Source organism: Psychrobacter sp. ANT_WB68 (genome assembly GCF_008369115.1).
GTDB lineage: Bacteria > Pseudomonadota > Gammaproteobacteria > Pseudomonadales > Moraxellaceae > Psychrobacter.
Genome location: NZ_VOAZ01000001.1, coordinates 294,553 through 314,137 on the forward strand (window position 1 = coordinate 294,553; position 19,585 = coordinate 314,137).

The window sequence follows — 19,585 nt, forward strand, 5'->3', positions numbered from 1 at the left end:
GTAATGGTAAATTTATCGACGTTGCAACAATATTTAAGTACTGACACGCCCGCATTGCAGACATTAATGAGGCCGCTTAATAGTGATGAGCCGCATTTGCTTAAATGGGCGGCGCTGTTGCCCATGCAAACAGAGACGCAGCAAATAGAGCAACTAGAAAAAGTGCTCATAGAATTACGGCTGGCAAATATAGATGATCGGCAACGCCTAACATTACTTAGTATTGTGATGGATGCAAGTAATCAGCTGATTGCGACGTTACGCCAACATTATATATATGAGGTAGAGGCTTTTAACGACTATCAGCTGGGCTATGTGGCACAGGTAAAGTCGCTGTATTATTTAATCATTATGGTATATGACGGGGTCATACAGCGAGAAACTGCCTTTTTGGAAGGTAAGCAGCAGCAATCATCGAATGGTCTTTGGCAGCGCTATTTTACCAATGACAGCTCCTCACCCATTACTTTGGCCATTGCTAGCTATCAGACGCTACTGATGTATCAGAAGCTGCTGTTCGAAGACGCGCTTTGTTATCAGAAGCCAGCCGCATATTTATGGTCTAATATAAATCAGCTCTACTATATGGCTTGCCAACAGCAAACTGTTGATATTGATGTGAGCGCTTATATTACTACCCACTGTGCGGATAATATTCATCGATTATATGGTCAATTATGCCTGCACAGTTTGTTAAATGTACGCGCTATGCGTCGAGCCAATGTATTAATGGTGCAGCGTTTGCTATTAGAATGGAGCGAACATCTCGTCACATCCGTAGAGCCGCAGACTGAGACAAAAGTATTTGTTAATTTACACAGTGACAATCCTCCTACTTACTTGACCGCGCATTCTGTCATTAATCCCTACGACGCCCATCACAATTGTGTGTTTATAGAACTGGCACCGCTAATCGTCTATTTAAAATCAAGATCTCTCAAGCTCATCGAGGAAGGTCGAGAAGGGGTTGAGTGTTATTTACTGAACACTGTCGCCATGACGTTAAGCTATCGCTATATCCAGCCGCCATTGACGCTACCAATCAAACAAAGTGATAGGCAAGCGGTAAAGCTTATTACTGGGTTCAATCACATTCATTACCGACTGAGTAATGAGCAAGGCTTATCAAGCTTGATTGCCGCTAAAGAGTTGCCCGACCAGCACCAGCCTCGCTATGATACCTTACCGAAAAACCAGTCTGCTTATAAAACGTTGATGGTAGAAACGTTTGATAGTAATCATGATTTGTCCCACTTTCGTACCCTGCGATTGTTACCAAAATCAGCTGAGTCAACTGCGATTAAAAAAGTGAATCTTTTTATTGGCACCGCAGCATCAACAGAAAATATTAAGATAAATAAGGTTTCTGCAGAGAAATATCGCGCCAAAAAGGTAAAGAATGTCGCTAGGATAGCTGAAAATGACGTGCTGGTTTCTATCGAACCACCGCCGTTACGAATCATGAGTCTTTTCTTATTGTGTCGCTCTGACAATTTAGCCTCAGCTGATTGGTCAATAGGAGTCGTGCGCTGGCTCGATATGGACAGCGAAAATTCTGAGGTTGACTGGCAAGTAATTGGTCATCAGCTAATATCTTGTGGTATTCGCCTGCAAGATAGAGACAGTCGCAGTCGACATTTTGTGCCCGCATTTGTCATCGGTGACGATGAGCAGCTCCAAACTGGCTGTAGCCTCATAGTGCCGACCTCATATTTTCAAGCAGGTGATAAAGTGATGATGCGTATCAATACCAAACAAAAAACATTGCGTTTAGTACGGCGTTTGCTGACGACAGATGAGTTTAGCCAATATGAAGTGGTACAAATTTAAAGGTGAACCTGGCAAAGCATGAGATAAGTTTTCCATGCTGAACCCTTAACATGCGTCTAAGCGTATTTAGTTTTTAGCTTAATGATATCTAAAGATTCGTAACATGGCATTGTGATTGTAACTTAAGCAGCATCCGGTTAAATTATTGTTTATAATGACGAAACTGCTCCTATGATTTAAAAGGCATTCTATGCGTACTCAGTCCATCTTAAACCTATTAGTCATCGATGCTGACCAGCTCTACGCTGAGCGTCTCGTAGACTTGTTAGGGTCGTATTATGATAGTGTGAACTTAGGTTTTTTAGATGACAAAGAGGAGCTATTAAAGTCGCTACGTCAATCATGGGATGTGTTGGTTTTCGGTCAAGCGTACGATATGAATTTTACCGATGTGGTTGGTATCATCCAAGAGCAAAGTATTGATTTGCCATCGGTTTGCTTGATAAATAAAGACACGGTAGCCAATGCTCGTAATGAGGAAGGCTTGCCGTCTATCGTGAATGGTACGATGGTTAAGGCACTTTGTGCAGAGCAAGAAACGGCAGTCATCATGTCTATTTGCTTGCTGCACGACAACTTACGTAGTCGTCGACAGCTTACCACCTTGCGTCACGTCTTGTCTGGGGCGGAGCAACGCGCAAATGTTCTCATTAAAAACTCAAAAAGTGCCGTCGCTTATATCGATCAAGGTATTCATATTTTTGCCAATGACCCTTATCTGCAGTTGTTTGGTTTTGAGTCGTTAAACGATGCGATAGGCGTACCCGTTGTTGACTTAATCTCTGGCGGTGAGAGTGTCAAGGGTTTTAAGCAGTTTCTACGTCAATTTGAGAAAGGTAATCGTAAAGACGTTGAGTTTAATTTTGAAAGTAAACGCACGGATGGCAGTACGTTTGAGGCAAAATTACAGTTGGCCTCGGCAACCTTGGACGGTGAACCCGTTACCCAGATTATTATTCAACAAAACAATAGTAATAGTGCCGAAGTTGCGAAGCGCTTGGCTGAGGCTGAGCGTAAAGACAGTCTAACGGGCATTGATAATCGCCGCAGCTTTGAAGAGCAGTTGGCGGCGTTATACCAACAGGCAAGACAAGGCGTTTTGACGGCAGGACTGTTCTATATTCAGCTCGATAATATCGGTAAAATTAGAAGTGGTTTGGGTTTGCAAGGTGTCGATACCACGGTTCAGCAAGTTGCTTATGCATTAAATGAACTAGTGGTAGACGGTCATGTGAGCCGTTTTAGTGATACGGCCTTCACTATTTTGGTGGAAAATTACACCACCGCAGACCTAGAAAAACTGGCGCAAAAAATGGTTTCGACCATCAGTGAGATGTTTATCGAAGTCGATAAGCGGACGACAAATACCACGGCAAGTATTGCTATTGTTAAAGTAGAAAGAAACACCCCTGAACCAAGGATATTGCTTGAGCGAGCGATGGATGCCATCAATCAAATTATGATTGAAACCTCCAATAATGGCGGCAAATACCATTTATACGATGCCAGTGAACATGCCAATAAGGATGATCATGCACTTGCTGAATCTTTAGTCGATGCGATTGCCAATAATCGCTTTGAGTTATCCTTCCAGCCGATATATGACATTAACCATGATCGGAGTGATTTTTTTGAAGTATACCTGCGCCTACCATTGGCGGATTCGGACAATACGGTATTGACGCCTGACCAATTTATGGCAGTGGCCAAGGCCCATAACTTACTTGAAAAAATAGACCGCTGGATACTCATCAATGCCTGTAAAAAAATCAATGACGTGCGTAAATCACACCCGGAAGCGCGCTTACTGGTGCAACTGACCAGCGCTTCTTTAATAGATAAAAAATTACCGAGTGTAGCCAGTCAATTGATCAATGCAGTGGGCGGTAAAGCGGGTGCATTAACTTTACAGTTTCATGAGAACGATATTGCTGACCATTTAACTGTCGCAAAATCGCAATTTGCCGCGCTTAATCAAGTAAACTGTCAATTATGTATCAATAATTTTGGCTCATCTACTAAGACTGTGGAGCTTGCCAACTTTGTTCAGCCTGATATGGTTCGTTTAGCCCGCAGTTATGTAGAAGGGATTGACGCGCCAGAGAATCTAGAGACGGTCAAATCGCTTATCGTCCGTACCAACGAGATTGGCGTTGACGTCTTGATGCCTTATATTGAGGATGCCGCGACCATGTCCGTTGCTTGGAGCGTGGGCGCGCGTTATCTGCAAGGTTATTATCTAGAAGCGCCTAGCAATACTATAAAAGTATCAAGCGAGACGTAGGTTGTCGTCTAAACTTAAGCATAGATACAAATCCAAGCTTCATGGCTGAATGAAGGTTTTAATGCTATTGAGTTTGTAAGTATGGCCTAGTGAAATTAATTTTAGCCAAATCAGCCATATTTAATTCTTAGCAACTACCCATATATTTTCTTCACAGCGCTATGTATGTTGCTCAATCTTTGCCTTGCATTATGGTGGAGGTAGACGCATACATAGCCCACGCCCCTCAATTAAAGATTTTCACAACATGTCTATTGTCAAAAAATATCAATTAAGCGGTATGTTTACTGCTGTTTTATTGCTCACCGCTTGTGAGCAAACGCCCCCTGATTATCGCGCTCCTGTCACGCTGCCACTCTATACTGAGGGCGACGCCGATAATGGTGCACTGATATATCAAGATGCTTGCGGTCAGTGTCATCAGCTAAATCCAGGACTCAATAAAAAAGGTCCACAGTTGATGAATATTTACGGTGCAAAAGCAGCAGAGCTAGAAGACTACACTTATAGTGAAGGGCTGAAGACATCAGGTTGGGTATGGGATGCTGAGACGCTTGATGCTTATATCGCTGACGCTGAAAAAGCCATGCCCGATTCAAAAATGCTGTCAGACCCGATGCCAGATGCTAAGGAGCGTACAGATGTGATAGCTTATTTATCAACGCTTCGTGCACCGGTGCCAACGGCTGATGAGATAAAGTAACACCCGATTTAACATGATTATCACTATAAAAAATGAGCTAAGAATCGATAATGAACCATACTGCTACCGACTACCGCCACAATCAGCACAAAATTGCCCAGCTTATGATGCAGCTAAATCAAATCGTACTAGACAAGCCGCAGGCGATTAAGTTGGCGCTTAGCGGCATATTGGCTGGTGGGCACCTATTGCTGCAAGACTTGCCAGGCATGGGCAAGACAACATTGGCGCAGGGATTGGCACAATTACTCGGTCTCAGCTTTAGCCGTGTGCAGTTTACCAATGATATGCTGCCGGCAGATATTTTGGGCATGAGTATCTTTGATCAAAGTAAACAGCAGTTTGAGTTTCGCTCTGGGCCTATTTTTACTCAGCTGTTATTGGCAGATGAGATTAATCGCTCCAGTCCTAAGACACAAAGCGCATTATTAGAAGCGATGGAAGAACGGCAAGTGACGCAAGATGGGCAAACCTATGCTTTGCCACAGCCATTTTTTGTGATTGCGACCCAAAACCCATTGCAACAAGCAGGTGTCTATCCGCTTCCTGAATCGCAGTTAGATCGGTTTTTATTGTGTTTGTCGCTAGGATATCCATCGGCTGAGGCAGAGCGTGAGCTGTTAAAGGGTCAGGATCGCCGCGAGCTATTAAAAGCGTTGCCTGCCGTACTTGGTACGGAGGCTGTGTTGATGGCTCAGCAAGGGGTCAAGCAGGTTTATGTCGCCGATGTGGTCTTGGATTACCTGCAAAGATTGGTTGCAAAAACACGAGCAAGCCACGAGTATCATGGATTATCACCACGTGGGGTGCTGTCGCTACAGCGAGCTGCACAGGCTTATGCCTATGTATCGGGACACATGGAAGTGACGCCTGAAGATATTCAAGCCGTGTTTGCTGCGGTTACTGACCATCGCCTCGGTCAACGCTTTTTGCCCGCGCATGTAACTGGAGGGCAAGCGATGCAAACTATTGCACAGCGTATTTTGGCAGATGTGGCTGTGGTTGTTTGACCACTTGTTCGCTCACAATGCATTCGCTCTCAGAGCTGCTCGTTTGTTATCGATGAGAGTGTCAATTTTATGGTAAGGATAGGGTAGTCATGAGCCTTTTGCCAAAAGCCTTAACCGTACCAGCTACTTCCGCATTAAGCCGTTGGTTTGCCGCGCGGTCACCCAAAAGCGATAGCGCTACGCTCAATTTGCGTAATGTCTATATCTTTTTTAGCCGTGAGGGGATGCTGTTTGCGGTGTTATTGATAATTACCTTTATCGCTGGCATCAACTATGGCAATAACTTGGTGCTGGGTCTGTGTTTTTATCTGGTCAGCGTTTGGCTTATCAGCTTTCATGTGACCTTTGCTCATATCTCAGGTCTAAAAGTGCACCTCATAGAGGTGACCATTGCAGAAGCAGGTGCACCTGTTTGGGTTACGCTGCAGCTGCGTAGTGAGAGCCGCCATCCAAGACGTCAGCTATTATTTAGCTTTGAGCAGCTTGATCAAGAGACGGATAAAAAAGCCAGTAAGAAAATAAAAAATAGTGCTGATAGTCAACAGTCAGTACTTGTCACACGGCTCCAAGGCGAGCAAATTATTCGTTTACCTGTGCAGACACATACTCGTGGGCAGCTTGAATTACCGCGATTAAAAATCAAAACGGTCTATCCCTTAGGTATTATGCGGGCGTGGTCTTATGTCTATTTTGCGCGTACGACGTGGGTATATCCAAAACCTGAGGTATTTGATTGGCAGTCACAATATACAATCACAAGTCAGGAAGATTTGCCCGTAGGCGGGCAGTATCGGCAAGGTCAAGATGATTTTGAACGACTGGATAATTATATCGAGGGTGAGTCGCTAGCACGGGTTTCTTGGGGTCATGTAGCACGCGGCCAAGGCATGTTTACCAAGCATTTCGCTGACCCAGTCGGTCACGAGCAAACGTTGGATTATGCTGATATGCCAGCGGCACATCATGAGCAAAAACTGGCGCAACTGGCGTATGGTGCGATGAGATTGGGTGAACTAGGTGTACCATTTAATATGCGTCTATCCAACGATGCTGTCTCTGATAAACTCTCTGATGCACCGATGGGTGAAGGTGATGCTTTTGCGCAAGCGTGCTTGCTAAGATTGGCAAAAGCACCATGAACAACTCTAAGCGACTTCCTATAAATGAAGCCAAACGTGAATTTACAGGCTTCTCTGCAACAAATGCAACGAATCCTACCAGCTTTGAGCGTTTGGCCTTGGGTCAAAATATCAGTGCTTATAGTGACCGGATCGGCGAGGTTAAGTGGTATCGCAAGCTACTTGCTCTGCCAGCCTACTATTGGGTATTAATGGCTCAAGTTGTCATTATCTTACCTCATGCCGCGCACCTGCCATTATGGCTCATGGGTTTTGCAGTGGTCAGCATCATAGCTCAGCTGCCGCATGTAAAATCTCGATTTAAAAAAACATCACATTTAAAACGCGTCTATCAAGGCATGCAAATGCTCGGCTTCTTATTGGGGTTGGCCGGTCTATGGCTGACTTACAATACCGCGTTTGGACTGGATATGGGTGTGGCTTTTTTAGTGCTCTGTCTTATTAGTAAGCTGTGGGAGTTGTACAAGCGCCGCGATGCTTACGTGGTACTCAACTTATCATTATTCGTATTAGCAGCGCTGTTTTTGATGGATCAAGGATTAGTCACCACTTTGGAAGTTATCATCGGCGCGGTCATTGTATTATTGGCCTTTATTGCGTTAAATGACGATGGCAATAGTCGCGGTGACGGTCGCTTGCGTACGTTGGGCGTGTTGGGTATCGGGGCGTTGCCATTATTGGTGGTATTGTTTTTATTCTTTCCACGCGTGCCACCGCTATGGTCAGTGCAATTATCAGGGCAGCAAGCGACCACAGGCGTCTCTGATAGCATGTCACCCGGTGATTTTGCTAATTTGGGACAATCGACAGAGCTGGCCTTTCGGGTGGAATTTGCAGACAACAGGCCAGCGCAGCAGGAGCTTTATTGGCGCGGCTTGGTATTTAGTGACTTTGATGGGGTCACATGGCGTCCTAGCTCTCAGCAACGACAATGGCAGCCTGCACTGCAAGCACCCACTTGGATTAAAAATGCTTTTGCTACTGTCCCTGAAGCAGGAAAAGCTAATCCCAATAACTACCAGATTATCTTAGAACCTACGCAGCAAAACTGGCTATTTGGACTTGATTATCCGTTTGCACAGCAGCAAGATGTCAGTATCACCTCGGACTTTACCCTATTAAAAGACCAGCCAATTACCCAACAGCTGCGCTACGATGTGTTGCAGTTTGCACCGATGCGTATCGACCCTGTTCTGTCTGATGAGTCACGGCGTCTGAATCTTGCGCTGCCTAGTGAGGGTAACCCGCAAGCACGAGCATTGGCTCAGCAGCTTTTTTCCCAGTCAGGCTCAGAGCCTGTACGCTATATGGCCGCTATTGAGCGCTGGATCAATCAAACAGAATTTCGCTATACACTATCGCCGCCACGTTTGAATAAAAACCGTATTGATGAGTTTTTATTTGAGACTAAGGCAGGATTCTGTGAACATTATTCTTCCAGCTTTACCTTTATGATGCGGGCCGCGGGTATTCCAGCGCGCGTCGTGGCAGGCTATCAAGGTGGCGAGCTGAGCCGCGCTGGTAATGTTTGGGAAGTACGGCAAAAGGATGCACACGCTTGGACAGAGGTTTGGCTTGCGGGACAAGGCTGGGTACGTGTCGATCCGACCGCCTTTGTTGCGCCTGAGCGCGTCGAGCAAGGAATGGATGCGTTGACACAGTCACAAGGGGCGGCGATGTTTGGTGAGGGGGCTGGCGCACAAATTAGCTATCAGCAATATCAAATGCTGCAAACCTTACGCCGCCTTTCAGACCAAGCCAGCTACTATTGGCAAAAAGACGTTGTCGGTTATGATCAGGACAAGCAAGCTGACTCATTACTCAAGTGGTTTAATATCCGCTCAATCATGCAGCAAATCATCTGGTTAGCGGCGAGTGTCATTATCGTCATGGCTATTTTGGTATTCGTTATCTGGCAACGGCGCCGTAAACGCTGGCATCAGGCAGATTTGCCGCTTACTCAATTATCAAAGCGTCTTAGCAAGCATAATAAAGCACTAGCTCGTGATGAGAGCGAAGGGCAGTTGGCATGGCTTGAGCGACTGGCTAAGGATGTTTATAACCATGATAGCGATTTAAATACTCAGAATAATATTGAGATAAGTAAATTAATTAATAGGAATGACCCAAAAGCTGCTCAAGCAAAAATTAAACAGATGCAACAAGATTATCGTCAGCTACGTTATGGTCGTCTAAGCACGCTTGAAACCAATCATAGTGAATACCAAGCTGTGCTCAAACAGCTAAAAAAAGATGCTCATGAATTGTTCTAGTAATTTTTCTTAGAAGAGTACGGCTGAGTAGGTATATAAGTAGAAGGTATCAAAATGAAAGAATTCGATCCGCAGGTATTACAAGAAAAATATGAGCGTTGGCATGCGCTACATCAAAAAATCGAAGAAGCACAAGCGCAATGGTTAAAAGCAGGTGAGCTAATGGCAGAGCTGCAAGAATACTATCAAAGTGAGCAATGGCGCATCGATAATGCCAGTGAGGTCAGGCTCGAGTGCGCCGCAGATGTGCACTCGATACTCAGTGAAGATGCGCTATGGAATAGCTTAGCTGATCGTCAAGAACAGGCGATTAAGTGGATGCGATTGGGACTGGATGTCATCGATAGATCATAAACACACTATGAAGTGTTAGAAACAATAAAGGGGTCGGCTATATGGCAATATATGTGGATTTTATGCAAATAGAATTTAAAGGCTATAAGTGCTGCCATATGCTGGCCGATACCCTGCAAGAGTTGCATGATTTTGCCGCACTGATTGAAGTGGATAAACGCTTATTTCATCGTAATGCCAGTTATCCACACTATGATGTCACGGTACAAATGCGCTTAACTGCTATCGAAAACGGTGCTATCCCTGCCGATAGAAGAAAAATTATCGAATGTGCGAAGAAGTTAAAAGTAGAGTTGCATGAGCAAATAGCACGGTCTGAGCATTGCTAATAAGTGAAGCTGTTAAAGATATAAAAAAGGTGGGTTGCAATTTCGTTTCCCACCTTTTTATTTGTTCAGGTTTTCATTTGTAGCCTTACTTCGCGATAGCTGCTTGACTGATGCCATTAAGGGCTTTTGCGATGTTAGCAATCTCGGTATCGCACCCTTTGATATTATGACGATTTTTTAAATATTCAGGATCGTTGTACGACAACCACACTTTTTTATCGTCATCTTCGCTGATGAGAATTTTTTGCGGTAAGTCGATGGCGATACTTTGCTCGCACTGCATCAATGGCGTGCCTGCTTTAGGGTTACCAAACATAATCACTTGTGTTGGTCTTAACACTAGACTGACACCTTGTGCATTTTTTTGATGATCGACTCGCGCAAATACTTTCATGCCTTTGCTTTCGATGATCGCCGCCAGCTTATCAGCAGTATCTTGCACGGAATGAGGACTTTGCATCGTCACCAGACCCTTTGCAGCATGGATAGTAGCTATTGTTTCTGGCGTTGACGGCACCTTATCCGGTGTATTTAAGGTTTTTTCGATACTGGCGCAAGAGGAAACGGCTAAAGCGAGAGCGGCAATAGAAATGATTTTAAGCATAAAAAATCCTTTTATTATCATTGTTTATTTAATGACTGATGGTTGTGTCACATACTTTTCTTCTCATACTACGGATATTTATTAAAGGTATTGGATAATATTTACGCTAGGCGCTCTGCCAAATAATCTACCAATAATCTAATCTTCGGCGATAAATGACGGTTATGCGGATAGACGGCCCAGATACTTTCTTCAGGCTCTCTATAGTTATCTAGTAAGCTGACCAGCTCACCTGATGCCAAGTATTGCTGCACGTAATAATCAGGCAGCTGGACGATACCTAGACCTTTTAAGGCGGCATCGACTAGGCTGTGACCACTGTTATATTGCACGCTACCAGAGACCCGCAGGTTTTTTTCCTTATCAGCATCTTTTCTAGTTTCTGTCTCTATTTTTTTAGCATCTATAAAATGCCAATAGTCACGCGTGCCAAGCAAGCAGTTATGTTGACTCAGCTCGCTCAAAGAATGGGGTATGCCATATTTCTCGAGATAAGCGGGCGCGGCACAGACGAAGTTGGTACGGCTGCTAAGCTTTTTTGCCATCATGGTTGAGTCGCTTAACTTGCCAATACGAATCGCCAAATCATAGCCGCCCTCGACCAAGTCGATTTTTTGATTACTCAAAAAAGCCGTTACTTCAATATCGCGATACTGCACCATGAAGTCATTGACCAGTGGCAACAATTGCTGCTCGCCATAAGTGACAGGGGCGGTCAATTTAATTCTGCCTTGGGGCTTTGACTGTAAATTGCTCACGGCTTGCTCAGCGGCATCCAAGCCATCGAGCACACCGCGGCAATGCTGATAAAACACGCGGCCTTCTTCTGTCAGTGATACCTGACGTGTAGTGCGATACAGCAACTTAATGTTAAGTCGCTTCTCTAAGGCGCTTATCTGCCGACTGACTTGTGCGGTTGAGATGCCCAATTCTTTTGCGGCGCGCGTAAAGCTCTCGTATTCCGCCACATGAACGAACTCGCTAATACCATCCCAGCGCATTATTATTACCACTGTGTAAAAGATATTTGCAAATATAGCACATTGTTATCATTACAGAAACGACTATAATGGTCAGTATAAAGCTTAATAGGCTGGTAAAACTGTGGCTTGTGTCTACTAAATCAGCACGATAAGATGAATAGGTCTGTGCTCAATAAGCGATAAAATTAATTAAAAAAGAGAGACTCTTATGTCAGATAAATTTATTAAATCAAAAGCCGCCATTGCTTGGGGTCCTAACCAGCCACTATCTATCGAAGAAGTAGATGTCATGCTGCCACGTAAAGGCGAAGTATTGGTAAAAATCGTAGCCAGTGGGGTTTGTCATACCGATGCCTTTACCCTATCTGGTGAAGATCCAGAAGGCGTATTCCCAGCGATTTTGGGTCATGAAGGCGGCGGTATCGTTGAGCAAATCGGCGAAGGCGTGACCAGCGTTCAAGTCGGCGATCACGTTATTCCGTTATACACCGCAGAATGTGGCGAATGTAAAATGTGCCTATCAGGCAAAACCAACCTGTGCTCAGCGGTACGTGAGACCCAAGGTAAAGGCTTAATGCCAGATGGCACTACGCGTTTTTATAAAGACGGTGAGCCAATCTATCATTATATGGGCTGCTCAACTTTTTCTGAATATACCGTGTTGCCAGAAATTTCCTTGGCAAAAGTAAATAAAGAAGCGCCACTAGAAGAAGTTTGCTTGCTCGGTTGCGGTGTTACGACCGGTATGGGTGCGGTGATGAATACGGCCAAGGTAGAAGAGGGCGCGACGGTTGCCATCTTCGGTCTAGGCGGTATCGGTTTGTCAGCAGTTATCGGTGCTGAGATGGCCAAAGCCAGCCGCATCATTGCCATTGATATTAACGAAAGCAAGTTTGAGTTAGCCAAAAAACTGGGTGCAACAGATTGCATCAATCCAAAAGATTATGACAAGCCCATTCAAGAAGTCATCGTTGAATTAACCGATGGCGGTGTTGATTATTCATTTGAATGTATTGGTAACGTCGATGTGATGCGCTCAGCGCTTGAATGCTGCCACAAAGGGTGGGGCGAGTCGGTTATCATCGGTGTTGCCGGTGCTGGACAAGAGATTTCAACCCGGCCATTCCAGTTAGTGACTGGTCGCGTCTGGCGCGGCTCGGCATTTGGCGGTGTCAAAGGTCGTTCAGAATTGCCAGGCTATGTTGAGCGTTATTTAGCGGGTGACATCCCATTGCAAGATTTCATTACCCACACCATGCCATTAGAAGACATCAATGAAGCCTTTGATTTGATGCATAAAGGTGAGAGTATTCGTACGGTCATTCATTTCTAAGATGATATTGGTAGTAAGTTTAGCGTTATAAAATAACAGCGTGATAAAAAAAGTGCCGCTCCTATAAAGGAACGGCATTTTTTTTGGTTTATCTCTTAGTCTTTTTTAAAGCTGTGCATGTCTTCTAGAACTGCCGTAAATCTATCATATAACCAAGGTTCCATATCATCGACCACCTGATTATATAAATGGGGACCTATGGTTTCGATAATAAAGTCTAATAAAAACTTGGCGGGTAGATTACCAATATCGACATCAAATTCTGCGCTCATATAATCTCTCAGCTTGTCCAAAACGATTTCTTCTGCTTCATCTGATAAGGGAATCAGTTTGTCTTTGCTCATATACCGGTATCCTAATAGACATGCTCAATAACCATGTCACATTTTTAAGTTATGTCTGAATCTTAAATAATAAGTAACCAGTGCTGTTCCGCTAGTCAAAAAGAGTAGGGTTAATCCAAAAAAGTAAGTAGTAAACCCCTATTCTTATAGGCGATAACTACTCTTGCATAGTGGCCAATTGCTCTAAAATATTGACGTAATTATCGACGCCTTGCGCGCCGCTCACTAAATGACGCTCATTAAAAATAATCGCCGGCACACTTTGAATACCTTGCTGCTGCCAGTGTTGCTCTTCTGCGCGTACCTCTTTAGCAAAACGTTGGTCTGTTAAAACCGCCAGTGCTTCTTTACCATCCAACCCAATATCTGTGGCGATGGTAGCCAGTACACTAGTATCAGAGAGGTTTCTATTATCGGTAAAGTGCGCGGTAAATAACGCCTGTTTTAATTCATGCATACGCCCTTGCTGCTCAGCCCAATGCAAAAGCTGATGTAGATTAAAGGTATTGTGCATACGGGTGTCGTCATTGAAGTTAAACTCGAAGCCGACATCAGAACCTGCATCTGCTATTCTGGCGCGGCTGGCATCGGACTCTGCTTTGCTTGAGCCGTATTTCTCCATGATATGCTCACGCATGTTTTGACCTTCGTTTGGCATGTTAGGGTTTAGCTCAAACGGATGCCAGTGTATCTCATGGTCGGTATTGGTCTGCTCTAACGCTGCTGCCAGTTGGCGATAGCCGATGACACACCAAGGGCATACCACGTCAGATACAATATCTATCCGCAGTGGCTGCTCTGATGATAACTGCTTTGACTGTTCCATATGACCTCTCGTTAGCTATTATTTATTATTCTAATTGATACGTATTATTTTAACTGAGAAAACTGCTGCTCGAACATTTTCCGAACAACATTCTTTTAGATAACAGTATAAAAACACCAAAGGGATTATTTCAACCCCAAATTGGTTGCAGGATTAATCTGCTTCGTTAGCCTACGTCACTAATCAGCCTTGTGCCATTCAAACTTTTGGAAAGGCTTATCGATTGGCGTGTTGGCCAAGTGGTTAGTATAGTTGCTCATCACCTTTTGCGCAGCCGCAAGGACGACTTCTAGAACCTGGCGTTTGGTGAAGCCTGCATCCAAAAACGCTTGGACGGCGTCATCATCAACGTTACCACGACCACGGACGACAGAGAGGGTAAAGTGACGTAGCGCTTCTAACTTATCAGTCGGTAGTGCGGTCTCATTACGTAATGCTTCGGTAATGGCATCATCCACTTTCATGCTTTTGGCAATGCCAGTATGCGCAGGAACGCAGTAATGACAAGCGTGCTCAACGTTGATGGTTTGCTAGACGACGGTAATTTCTTCGTCATCAAAGCTGCTGTCTAAAAACAACTGATGCAGACGTTGATAGCCTTCAAGCAATCCCGGCGCTTCTGCCATCACAGCATGTAGATTTGGAACCATTCCAAAGGCATCAATAGAAACGTCAAGCAATGCTTTGCTATCTGCTGATACGCTTTGCTTGTCGTGTAATGTAAATTCGGTCATACAAAATCCTTAGCATAACTATTAACTAGTTATTATTTCATTATTAAAGTGTATAGCTTAAACCTCTTAAAATGACGAATTATTTGAGCGATTGCTCAAAAATAATATTAAGTATGATTATTTGACTGTTATTGCACTATTGGTTGAGGTTAGCAAGTCTTGTTTATTTTCTTTATTATGAACTTTGATGATACATTGGCCTTATAGCGTTGTCAGGTAATCTTGGCAGTATTGTGACAATTATAGGTATAACCATGGCATCACCAGTTATCAAAAAGTTACTTATTATAGAATAAAGCATTTTAAGCGTAAGCCACTGATGGAATAACAACACTTTCATTACAATGGACGGCATTACGATAGATAAAATAGAACGCGCATTCAAAACTTAAATAATAACTTAAATAGTAAGGACGACTCATGACTAAGACTATTTTAATTACGGGCAGTACTGATGGTATTGGTAAACTTGCAGCTCTAAAATTGGCAGAAGCTGGGCATCAAGTGTATGTGCATGGCAGAAATGCCGACAAACTTACCAGTGTCATTGCAGAAGTCAAAGCGGTAGCGACAGGCGCAGCAGTAGATAATATTAATGGGTTTGTGGCTGATTTTTCAGATTTAAATGCAGTACATAAAATGGCTGCAGAAGTAAATAAAAAATTACCAAAGCTGGATGTACTTATTAATAACGCAGGGATTAATACTACCGCATCGGCAATGACTAAGGATGGATTGGACGTACGCTTCGTGGTTAATTACTTAGCGCCTCACGAGTTAACCAACGCCCTTTTACCTTTACTCAAAAAGTCTAGCAAAGCTCGTATCGTAAATCTAAGCTCAGCAGCCCAAGATCCGATATCCTATAAGGCATTCGTAGGACAAGAGCGTCTCGATGATAAAGACGCCTATGCTCAAAGTAAGCTGGCACTTACGATGTGGAGTATGGATTTAGCCGATACAGTCGCGGCAGATGACATCAATGTAATCGCTGTCAATCCAGGCTCGCTACTGAATACAAAAATGGTCGATGAGGCTTATGGAGAATATTGGTCATCAGCGGATAAAGGGGCAAATATTCTAACTGAACTTGCCATCTCGGATGAGTTCGCTAACGATAGCGGTAAATACTTTGATAATGACATCAAAGATGGTGCCCATGGTGACGCCAGAGGAGAGTTCGGACAACCGCATGCAGATGCTCTAGACAAAGAAGCCATTACAGAGCTTGAACGCCAAACTCAAACAGTATTGCAGTCGCTTTCTGCATAATATTTACATTTAGTCGCAGTAATATTAGCTAAGAATTATGTTTGAGTTATTTATAACTATAAGGTCTATCGGTAATATGAGCATAAATGTATGAACTATTCACCACTAAAGAGGTGGAGGAATTCTGCCTGAATGGGTTAAATGGGCTAAAAATGACTACATTTTGCCAAGCAGTATCAGATAGATTGTCGATATTGTCCGCGCTACTTTTACTGTTTAAATACAGTTCATCTCATTTTTGTCAGCATTATTAAAATGAGAGTACACCTTAATAACGTAGAGTTTTAATAAAAAACCATACTCTAAGCACTAAAAAGTAAGAACAAAGGTAACCTTTGCTGTCAGTCATGAGAAGAAAATGAAGTTACTTTTAACTTACATGAATCACGATTATTTAATAATCATCACGCCAGTGAGAAGCCAGCATGTCTACTTTGATGTCTCAGCTATGATGTTGACACGCCTGAGCAGGTTGTTTATGCCAAGCAACAACGCTGGATTGATGAGTGGTATTAAAGAAAGCGAATATTCTATGATACATGTGTTAGAAACCGAACGGCTTATTCTCAGGCAGTGGCTGGCAAGCGACTTTGCTGTTTTTGCTGAAATGAATGCCGATGCTGAAGTGATGCGTTACTTTCCACAGCTATTATCTCCTGCGCTAAGTGACGTCATTGCTAATAAATGCCAGCGGCTCATTACAGACAAAGGCTGGGGTTTTTGGGCGGTCAGCCGAAAAGGCCATTCAGAACAGGATGACTTTATCGGTATGGTTGGCTTGAATGAGGCTCATGCGGATATGCCATTTGCCCCTTGTGTAGAGATTGGTTGGCGACTACATAAGGATTATTGGGGACAAGGTTATGCAACTGAGGCCGCGCGAGCGTCGCTGAAATTCGCTGTTGAAGTTTTAGAGCTTAACGAGGTCGTTGCCTCCACCTCAGTCATTAATAAGCACTCGCAGCTTATCATGCAGCGGATAGGCATGACCGATACACAAGAAGGTTTTTATCACCCTATGCTTGACTCTGAGCACCCGCTTGCTGAGCATGTGCTCTATAAACTAACGCGTCAACAGTGGCGAAATACTGCCACGACCTAACTCTATTTATGATTACCGTGAACCGGATTTATTCGGTATTATCCCGTGAAAAAGTCAAAATATGACCTTTAAATGGCAAATCAAGATAGGTAGTATTTTCGGGCTTAACATGTTGACTGCTAAAACCGAACTCAACCATTTTATTGGTTAGCTTGTTTTTGCGCCCACGCCCAGGGTCAACGACGATAACCTCGCAGGTTGGCAAAGCATGGCGCTCGATAAACTCCGCCAATATATCGATATGTTGGTCTTCATACAGCAAATCGCTACCGATAATGATATCAAACTTACCAAGATGGCTATTGTCTTCTGCCCAGTCTAAGCGCTCAAAGCTAATCTCTTTATTATTGTTTAGGCTGGTGTTTCTATCCAAAAAATACTCAACCGTCGGATGATAATCGGTCGCTGTGATATCAGCGTGACGATGGTTAAGCAATAAACTGGATAATGCCATACCGCAGCCAACTTCTAAGATGCGCTTGCCGGCAATATCATAATCAAGCATATGATTGGCTAGCACCAAACTTGACGGCCAAATCACGCCAAACATCGGCCATGACGCCGAGCAAATACCGAGGTCTGATGCCTCATTATCAGGGTCACTAAATTGTTGGTTGTCACGTAAAGTACAAATGTGGATGTCGGTGCTGCCAATTTCAATCGTTTGATAACGCACGCGCACGGTAGTCAGCGAAGTCATAAACTGTCCTAAAAAATAAGCAAAAATGCAAGGTTTGGCAAAGGGTGCCACTTTCGGGGAATATATGTATTACAAAAGGTGGTTTGAAGCTCGAAAATGTGTAGATGTCTATCAAGGATAACTGTTAAATGGTCATAGCCAGTATGACCTAACATTTGACAACTTGCTGTTAATTTTGAGGGTGTTCTTATTGCCGTATGAGTTTATGCAGGTAGCAGTCGCAATGGCAAGAAGCAAAGCGTGGAAAGGATAATGGCAGGAGTTATACAACCATCATCATGAGACCGCATGATAGCAGGGCATAAAAAATGCACCCCTTGTGGTTAAAGGGTGCATTTATATCAAGCTGCTAACTTAATTAAGTAAGGATTTAATTGGTAAATCTAAGCCCAGAGGTTTTTAACGCCCATACCAGCTCAACAAAGGCGCGATTGTTGGTTAAAGGTTCACCATCGATGATAAGCACGTAGCCTGAACCATCAATCCAGAGAAATACAAAACTGGTTTCAGGAATCAGCAAATCCACTTGCTGAAAAAAAGAAATGGCTTGGCTTTCTACCGCCCAGCCGCGTTGTTTTTGGCGCAGCATAAAGCCTGAAAAATCAGCAGCAGCCACACTGAGCATATCCGCTTCTTCTTGGCTATAACCAATCCGTGCCAGACAAAAACCTTCATCAGAACCAATCGCCGCACGGCGTTTACCAGACAAGCTTGAAACGACATAGGGTAAAAACTGATCTAATGGTAAGTTTGGGGCGGGCAAAAACAGTGAAAGCTTCTCAATCCAGCCATGTTCGAGAAAGCTGTCTAACCACTGATCAGAATAGCGTTCTAGCCAATCAGCCGCTAGCAGTGTCTCGTTGTGCGACAATAAATCTTGTAAGGATAACTGCTCAGCCGTCGGTTCACTTTGCGAAAATGCCTCAAAAATACCGGCCGGGGTCAAAGTCAGATAGGTTTTATCAGCGTTTAAATAAGAAGACATAGCGGCTACCAGTTAGATGAAGGTTTGTGATGGTATTAAAAAATAACCCATTTAGGCTTTGGTGGTTTGATCAAGTTTTTGCTGACAATGATTCCAGCGGTCATTGAATTGCCAATCACTTTTACCCAAGCGAAACCAAACTAAGGAGAACGCTAGACGGTCATGACGAGCGATACAATGGGCAAAAAACTCGTTTTCGATTTGCTCTATGGTGTCAAAGTCTTGGTTATCACGCGCGAGCATCAAGTCACTGGTGATATCTTTCGCGATTTCTTTGGCGTCATCACTACTGATTCGCAGCCGCTGGGTTTGTTCATTTAAAGATGGCGATACCAGTACGCTCCAACGCGTTGCTAGCATGCTGTTTTTTTGAATATAGCTTTTTTTATCGATGCAATCACGAAAGCCTTGTTCGATATGCGGCAGCAGTCGCCCTTGCAAGCGGGTAAACATATTGGTGACATCATAGGGAATGTCATACCAGCAGCCATAAAAGAAATCTGCCACTGCGCCTTGCAGCGGTTCTTTTTCATTTAGAAGTAGCGCGGCGTTGATACGTTGCTCGTGAAAGTGGCGATTATTTGGTGCTATAAATATTTTACGCGAGTAAAGACGATATACGCGCCGCGCCGCCATCTCACTTTCTTTGATGAGATCTAAATCAGACATAAGAGTGCCCTGTTAGTCATAGCCATTATCCAATAAGTGCTGTTAAACGAGCGCTATTAAACAAACACTATGACTTAAATAAGATGCCAATGAATCATGAATTATAAATTA

At 43.7% G+C, this 19,585-nt stretch carries 20 protein-coding genes; 11 read left to right on the forward strand and 9 right to left on the reverse strand.

Going from position 1 to position 19,585, the window contains the following annotated elements:
* The first annotated feature begins 3 nt into the window (after positions 1 to 3).
* The 8 genes from FQ084_RS13180 (at position 4) to FQ084_RS01305 (ending at position 9,922) form a co-directional block, all read left to right on the forward strand.
* The gene (locus FQ084_RS13180; protein ID WP_188032870.1) at positions 4 to 1,830 is read left to right on the forward strand and encodes a hypothetical protein; all 1,827 of its coding nucleotides are present in this window, start codon (positions 4 to 6) and stop codon (positions 1,828 to 1,830) included.
* 190 nt (positions 1,831 to 2,020) lie between these two features.
* Positions 2,021 to 4,114, forward strand: coding sequence for an EAL domain-containing protein (locus FQ084_RS01275; RefSeq protein ID WP_149488833.1), 2,094 nt, complete (start codon positions 2,021 to 2,023; stop codon positions 4,112 to 4,114).
* Between the two features lie 247 nt (positions 4,115 to 4,361).
* Positions 4,362 to 4,817: a c-type cytochrome gene (locus tag FQ084_RS01280; RefSeq protein ID WP_149488834.1), complete on the forward strand. Its 456-nt coding sequence runs from the start codon at positions 4,362 to 4,364 to the stop codon at positions 4,815 to 4,817.
* Between the two features lie 50 nt (positions 4,818 to 4,867).
* Complete coding sequence (locus FQ084_RS01285; protein ID WP_149488835.1) at positions 4,868 to 5,827, forward strand: AAA family ATPase; 960 nt, start codon at positions 4,868 to 4,870, stop codon at positions 5,825 to 5,827.
* Between the two features lie 89 nt (positions 5,828 to 5,916).
* Positions 5,917 to 6,966 carry a hypothetical protein gene (locus tag FQ084_RS01290; protein WP_149488836.1) on the forward strand — a complete coding sequence of 350 codons (1,050 nt, stop codon included), beginning with the start codon at positions 5,917 to 5,919 and terminating at the stop codon, positions 6,964 to 6,966.
* Positions 6,963 to 9,239 carry a transglutaminaseTgpA domain-containing protein gene (locus FQ084_RS01295; RefSeq protein ID WP_149488837.1) on the forward strand — a complete coding sequence of 759 codons (2,277 nt, stop codon included), beginning with the start codon at positions 6,963 to 6,965 and terminating at the stop codon, positions 9,237 to 9,239. The genes FQ084_RS01290 and FQ084_RS01295 overlap by 4 nt, the downstream gene beginning before the upstream one ends.
* Positions 9,240 to 9,293: 54 nt before the next feature.
* Positions 9,294 to 9,593, forward strand: a complete 300-nt coding sequence (locus FQ084_RS01300) for a DUF4298 domain-containing protein (RefSeq protein ID WP_149488838.1) — start codon at positions 9,294 to 9,296, stop codon at positions 9,591 to 9,593.
* Between the two features lie 41 nt (positions 9,594 to 9,634).
* Complete coding sequence (locus FQ084_RS01305; protein WP_149488839.1) at positions 9,635 to 9,922, forward strand: DUF4031 domain-containing protein; 288 nt, start codon at positions 9,635 to 9,637, stop codon at positions 9,920 to 9,922.
* Positions 9,923 to 10,007: 85 nt separating this feature from the next.
* Here the strand turns inward: FQ084_RS01305 and FQ084_RS01310 are convergent, their stop codons facing one another.
* The gene (locus FQ084_RS01310) at positions 10,008 to 10,526 is read right to left on the reverse strand and encodes a DUF302 domain-containing protein (RefSeq protein ID WP_149488840.1); all 519 of its coding nucleotides are present in this window, start codon (positions 10,524 to 10,526) and stop codon (positions 10,008 to 10,010) included.
* Positions 10,527 to 10,627: 101 nt separating this feature from the next.
* Positions 10,628 to 11,527 carry a LysR family transcriptional regulator gene (locus FQ084_RS01315; protein WP_149488841.1) on the reverse strand — a complete coding sequence of 300 codons (900 nt, stop codon included), beginning with the start codon at positions 11,525 to 11,527 and terminating at the stop codon, positions 10,628 to 10,630.
* A 190-nt stretch (positions 11,528 to 11,717) separates the two neighbouring features.
* Between FQ084_RS01315 and FQ084_RS01320 the strand changes: the two genes are divergently transcribed.
* Positions 11,718 to 12,842 carry an S-(hydroxymethyl)glutathione dehydrogenase/class III alcohol dehydrogenase gene (locus tag FQ084_RS01320; RefSeq protein WP_149488842.1) on the forward strand — a complete coding sequence of 375 codons (1,125 nt, stop codon included), beginning with the start codon at positions 11,718 to 11,720 and terminating at the stop codon, positions 12,840 to 12,842.
* 95 nt (positions 12,843 to 12,937) lie between these two features.
* Here the strand turns inward: FQ084_RS01320 and FQ084_RS01325 are convergent, their stop codons facing one another.
* The 4 genes from FQ084_RS01325 to FQ084_RS13350 form a co-directional block, all read right to left on the reverse strand.
* Complete coding sequence (locus tag FQ084_RS01325) at positions 12,938 to 13,186, reverse strand: DUF2164 domain-containing protein (RefSeq protein WP_149488843.1); 249 nt, start codon at positions 13,184 to 13,186, stop codon at positions 12,938 to 12,940.
* Positions 13,187 to 13,343: 157 nt separating this feature from the next.
* Positions 13,344 to 14,012 carry a DsbA family protein gene (locus tag FQ084_RS01330; RefSeq protein ID WP_149488844.1) on the reverse strand — a complete coding sequence of 223 codons (669 nt, stop codon included), beginning with the start codon at positions 14,010 to 14,012 and terminating at the stop codon, positions 13,344 to 13,346.
* A 179-nt stretch (positions 14,013 to 14,191) separates the two neighbouring features.
* Complete coding sequence (locus FQ084_RS13345) at positions 14,192 to 14,476, reverse strand: carboxymuconolactone decarboxylase family protein (RefSeq protein ID WP_262880616.1); 285 nt, start codon at positions 14,474 to 14,476, stop codon at positions 14,192 to 14,194.
* Positions 14,477 to 14,542: 66 nt separating this feature from the next.
* Positions 14,543 to 14,746, reverse strand: coding sequence for a hypothetical protein (locus tag FQ084_RS13350; protein WP_262880617.1), 204 nt, complete (start codon positions 14,744 to 14,746; stop codon positions 14,543 to 14,545).
* Positions 14,747 to 15,166: 420 nt separating this feature from the next.
* Between FQ084_RS13350 and FQ084_RS01340 the strand changes: the two genes are divergently transcribed.
* Together FQ084_RS01340 and FQ084_RS01345 are read left to right on the forward strand one after the other, a co-directional pair.
* Complete coding sequence (locus tag FQ084_RS01340; protein WP_149488845.1) at positions 15,167 to 16,018, forward strand: SDR family NAD(P)-dependent oxidoreductase; 852 nt, start codon at positions 15,167 to 15,169, stop codon at positions 16,016 to 16,018.
* Positions 16,019 to 16,550: 532 nt separating this feature from the next.
* Complete coding sequence (locus tag FQ084_RS01345; RefSeq protein WP_149489561.1) at positions 16,551 to 17,120, forward strand: GNAT family N-acetyltransferase; 570 nt, start codon at positions 16,551 to 16,553, stop codon at positions 17,118 to 17,120.
* Positions 17,121 to 17,148: 28 nt separating this feature from the next.
* On the opposite strand, the gene FQ084_RS01350 is transcribed toward FQ084_RS01345, so the two are convergent.
* The 3 genes from FQ084_RS01350 to FQ084_RS01360 all read right to left on the reverse strand — a co-directional run bounded on the left by FQ084_RS01350 (position 17,149) and on the right by FQ084_RS01360 (position 19,474).
* Entirely contained in the window at positions 17,149 to 17,820 is a 672-nt protein-coding gene (locus FQ084_RS01350; RefSeq protein ID WP_149488846.1) for a class I SAM-dependent methyltransferase, read from the reverse strand.
* Positions 17,821 to 18,190: 370 nt separating this feature from the next.
* Complete coding sequence (locus FQ084_RS01355) at positions 18,191 to 18,805, reverse strand: hypothetical protein (protein ID WP_149488847.1); 615 nt, start codon at positions 18,803 to 18,805, stop codon at positions 18,191 to 18,193.
* Positions 18,806 to 18,856: 51 nt separating this feature from the next.
* Positions 18,857 to 19,474, reverse strand: coding sequence for a hypothetical protein (locus FQ084_RS01360; RefSeq protein ID WP_149488848.1), 618 nt, complete (start codon positions 19,472 to 19,474; stop codon positions 18,857 to 18,859).
* Between the last annotated feature and the right edge of the window lie 111 nt (positions 19,475 to 19,585).

Excerpts from the sequence above, each read along its gene's own strand:
- FQ084_RS01345 (WP_149489561.1), top strand. The coding sequence starts at position 16,551 with ATGATACATGTGTTAGAAACCGAACGGCTTATTCTCAGGCAGTGGCTG.
- FQ084_RS01340 (WP_149488845.1), top strand. The coding sequence starts at position 15,167 with ATGACTAAGACTATTTTAATTACGGGCAGTACTGATGGTATTGGTAAA.
- FQ084_RS01305 (WP_149488839.1), top strand. The coding sequence starts at position 9,635 with ATGGCAATATATGTGGATTTTATGCAAATAGAATTTAAAGGCTATAAG.
- FQ084_RS13350 (WP_262880617.1), bottom strand. The coding sequence starts at position 14,746 with ATGACCGAATTTACATTACACGACAAGCAAAGCGTATCAGCAGATAGC.
- FQ084_RS01290 (WP_149488836.1), top strand. The coding sequence starts at position 5,917 with ATGAGCCTTTTGCCAAAAGCCTTAACCGTACCAGCTACTTCCGCATTA.
- FQ084_RS01330 (WP_149488844.1), bottom strand. The coding sequence starts at position 14,012 with ATGGAACAGTCAAAGCAGTTATCATCAGAGCAGCCACTGCGGATAGAT.
- FQ084_RS01285 (WP_149488835.1), top strand. The coding sequence starts at position 4,868 with ATGAACCATACTGCTACCGACTACCGCCACAATCAGCACAAAATTGCC.
- FQ084_RS01360 (WP_149488848.1), bottom strand. The coding sequence starts at position 19,474 with ATGTCTGATTTAGATCTCATCAAAGAAAGTGAGATGGCGGCGCGGCGC.
- FQ084_RS01320 (WP_149488842.1), top strand. The coding sequence starts at position 11,718 with ATGTCAGATAAATTTATTAAATCAAAAGCCGCCATTGCTTGGGGTCCT.
- FQ084_RS13345 (WP_262880616.1), bottom strand. The coding sequence starts at position 14,476 with ATGAAAGTGGATGATGCCATTACCGAAGCATTACGTAATGAGACCGCA.
- FQ084_RS01300 (WP_149488838.1), top strand. The coding sequence starts at position 9,294 with ATGAAAGAATTCGATCCGCAGGTATTACAAGAAAAATATGAGCGTTGG.
- FQ084_RS13180 (WP_188032870.1), top strand. The coding sequence starts at position 4 with ATGGTAAATTTATCGACGTTGCAACAATATTTAAGTACTGACACGCCC.
- FQ084_RS01350 (WP_149488846.1), bottom strand. The coding sequence starts at position 17,820 with ATGACTTCGCTGACTACCGTGCGCGTGCGTTATCAAACGATTGAAATT.
- FQ084_RS01325 (WP_149488843.1), bottom strand. The coding sequence starts at position 13,186 with ATGAGCAAAGACAAACTGATTCCCTTATCAGATGAAGCAGAAGAAATC.
- FQ084_RS01275 (WP_149488833.1), top strand. The coding sequence starts at position 2,021 with ATGCGTACTCAGTCCATCTTAAACCTATTAGTCATCGATGCTGACCAG.
- FQ084_RS01310 (WP_149488840.1), bottom strand. The coding sequence starts at position 10,526 with ATGCTTAAAATCATTTCTATTGCCGCTCTCGCTTTAGCCGTTTCCTCT.
- FQ084_RS01295 (WP_149488837.1), top strand. The coding sequence starts at position 6,963 with ATGAACAACTCTAAGCGACTTCCTATAAATGAAGCCAAACGTGAATTT.
- FQ084_RS01355 (WP_149488847.1), bottom strand. The coding sequence starts at position 18,805 with ATGTCTTCTTATTTAAACGCTGATAAAACCTATCTGACTTTGACCCCG.
- FQ084_RS01315 (WP_149488841.1), bottom strand. The coding sequence starts at position 11,527 with ATGCGCTGGGATGGTATTAGCGAGTTCGTTCATGTGGCGGAATACGAG.
- FQ084_RS01280 (WP_149488834.1), top strand. The coding sequence starts at position 4,362 with ATGTCTATTGTCAAAAAATATCAATTAAGCGGTATGTTTACTGCTGTT.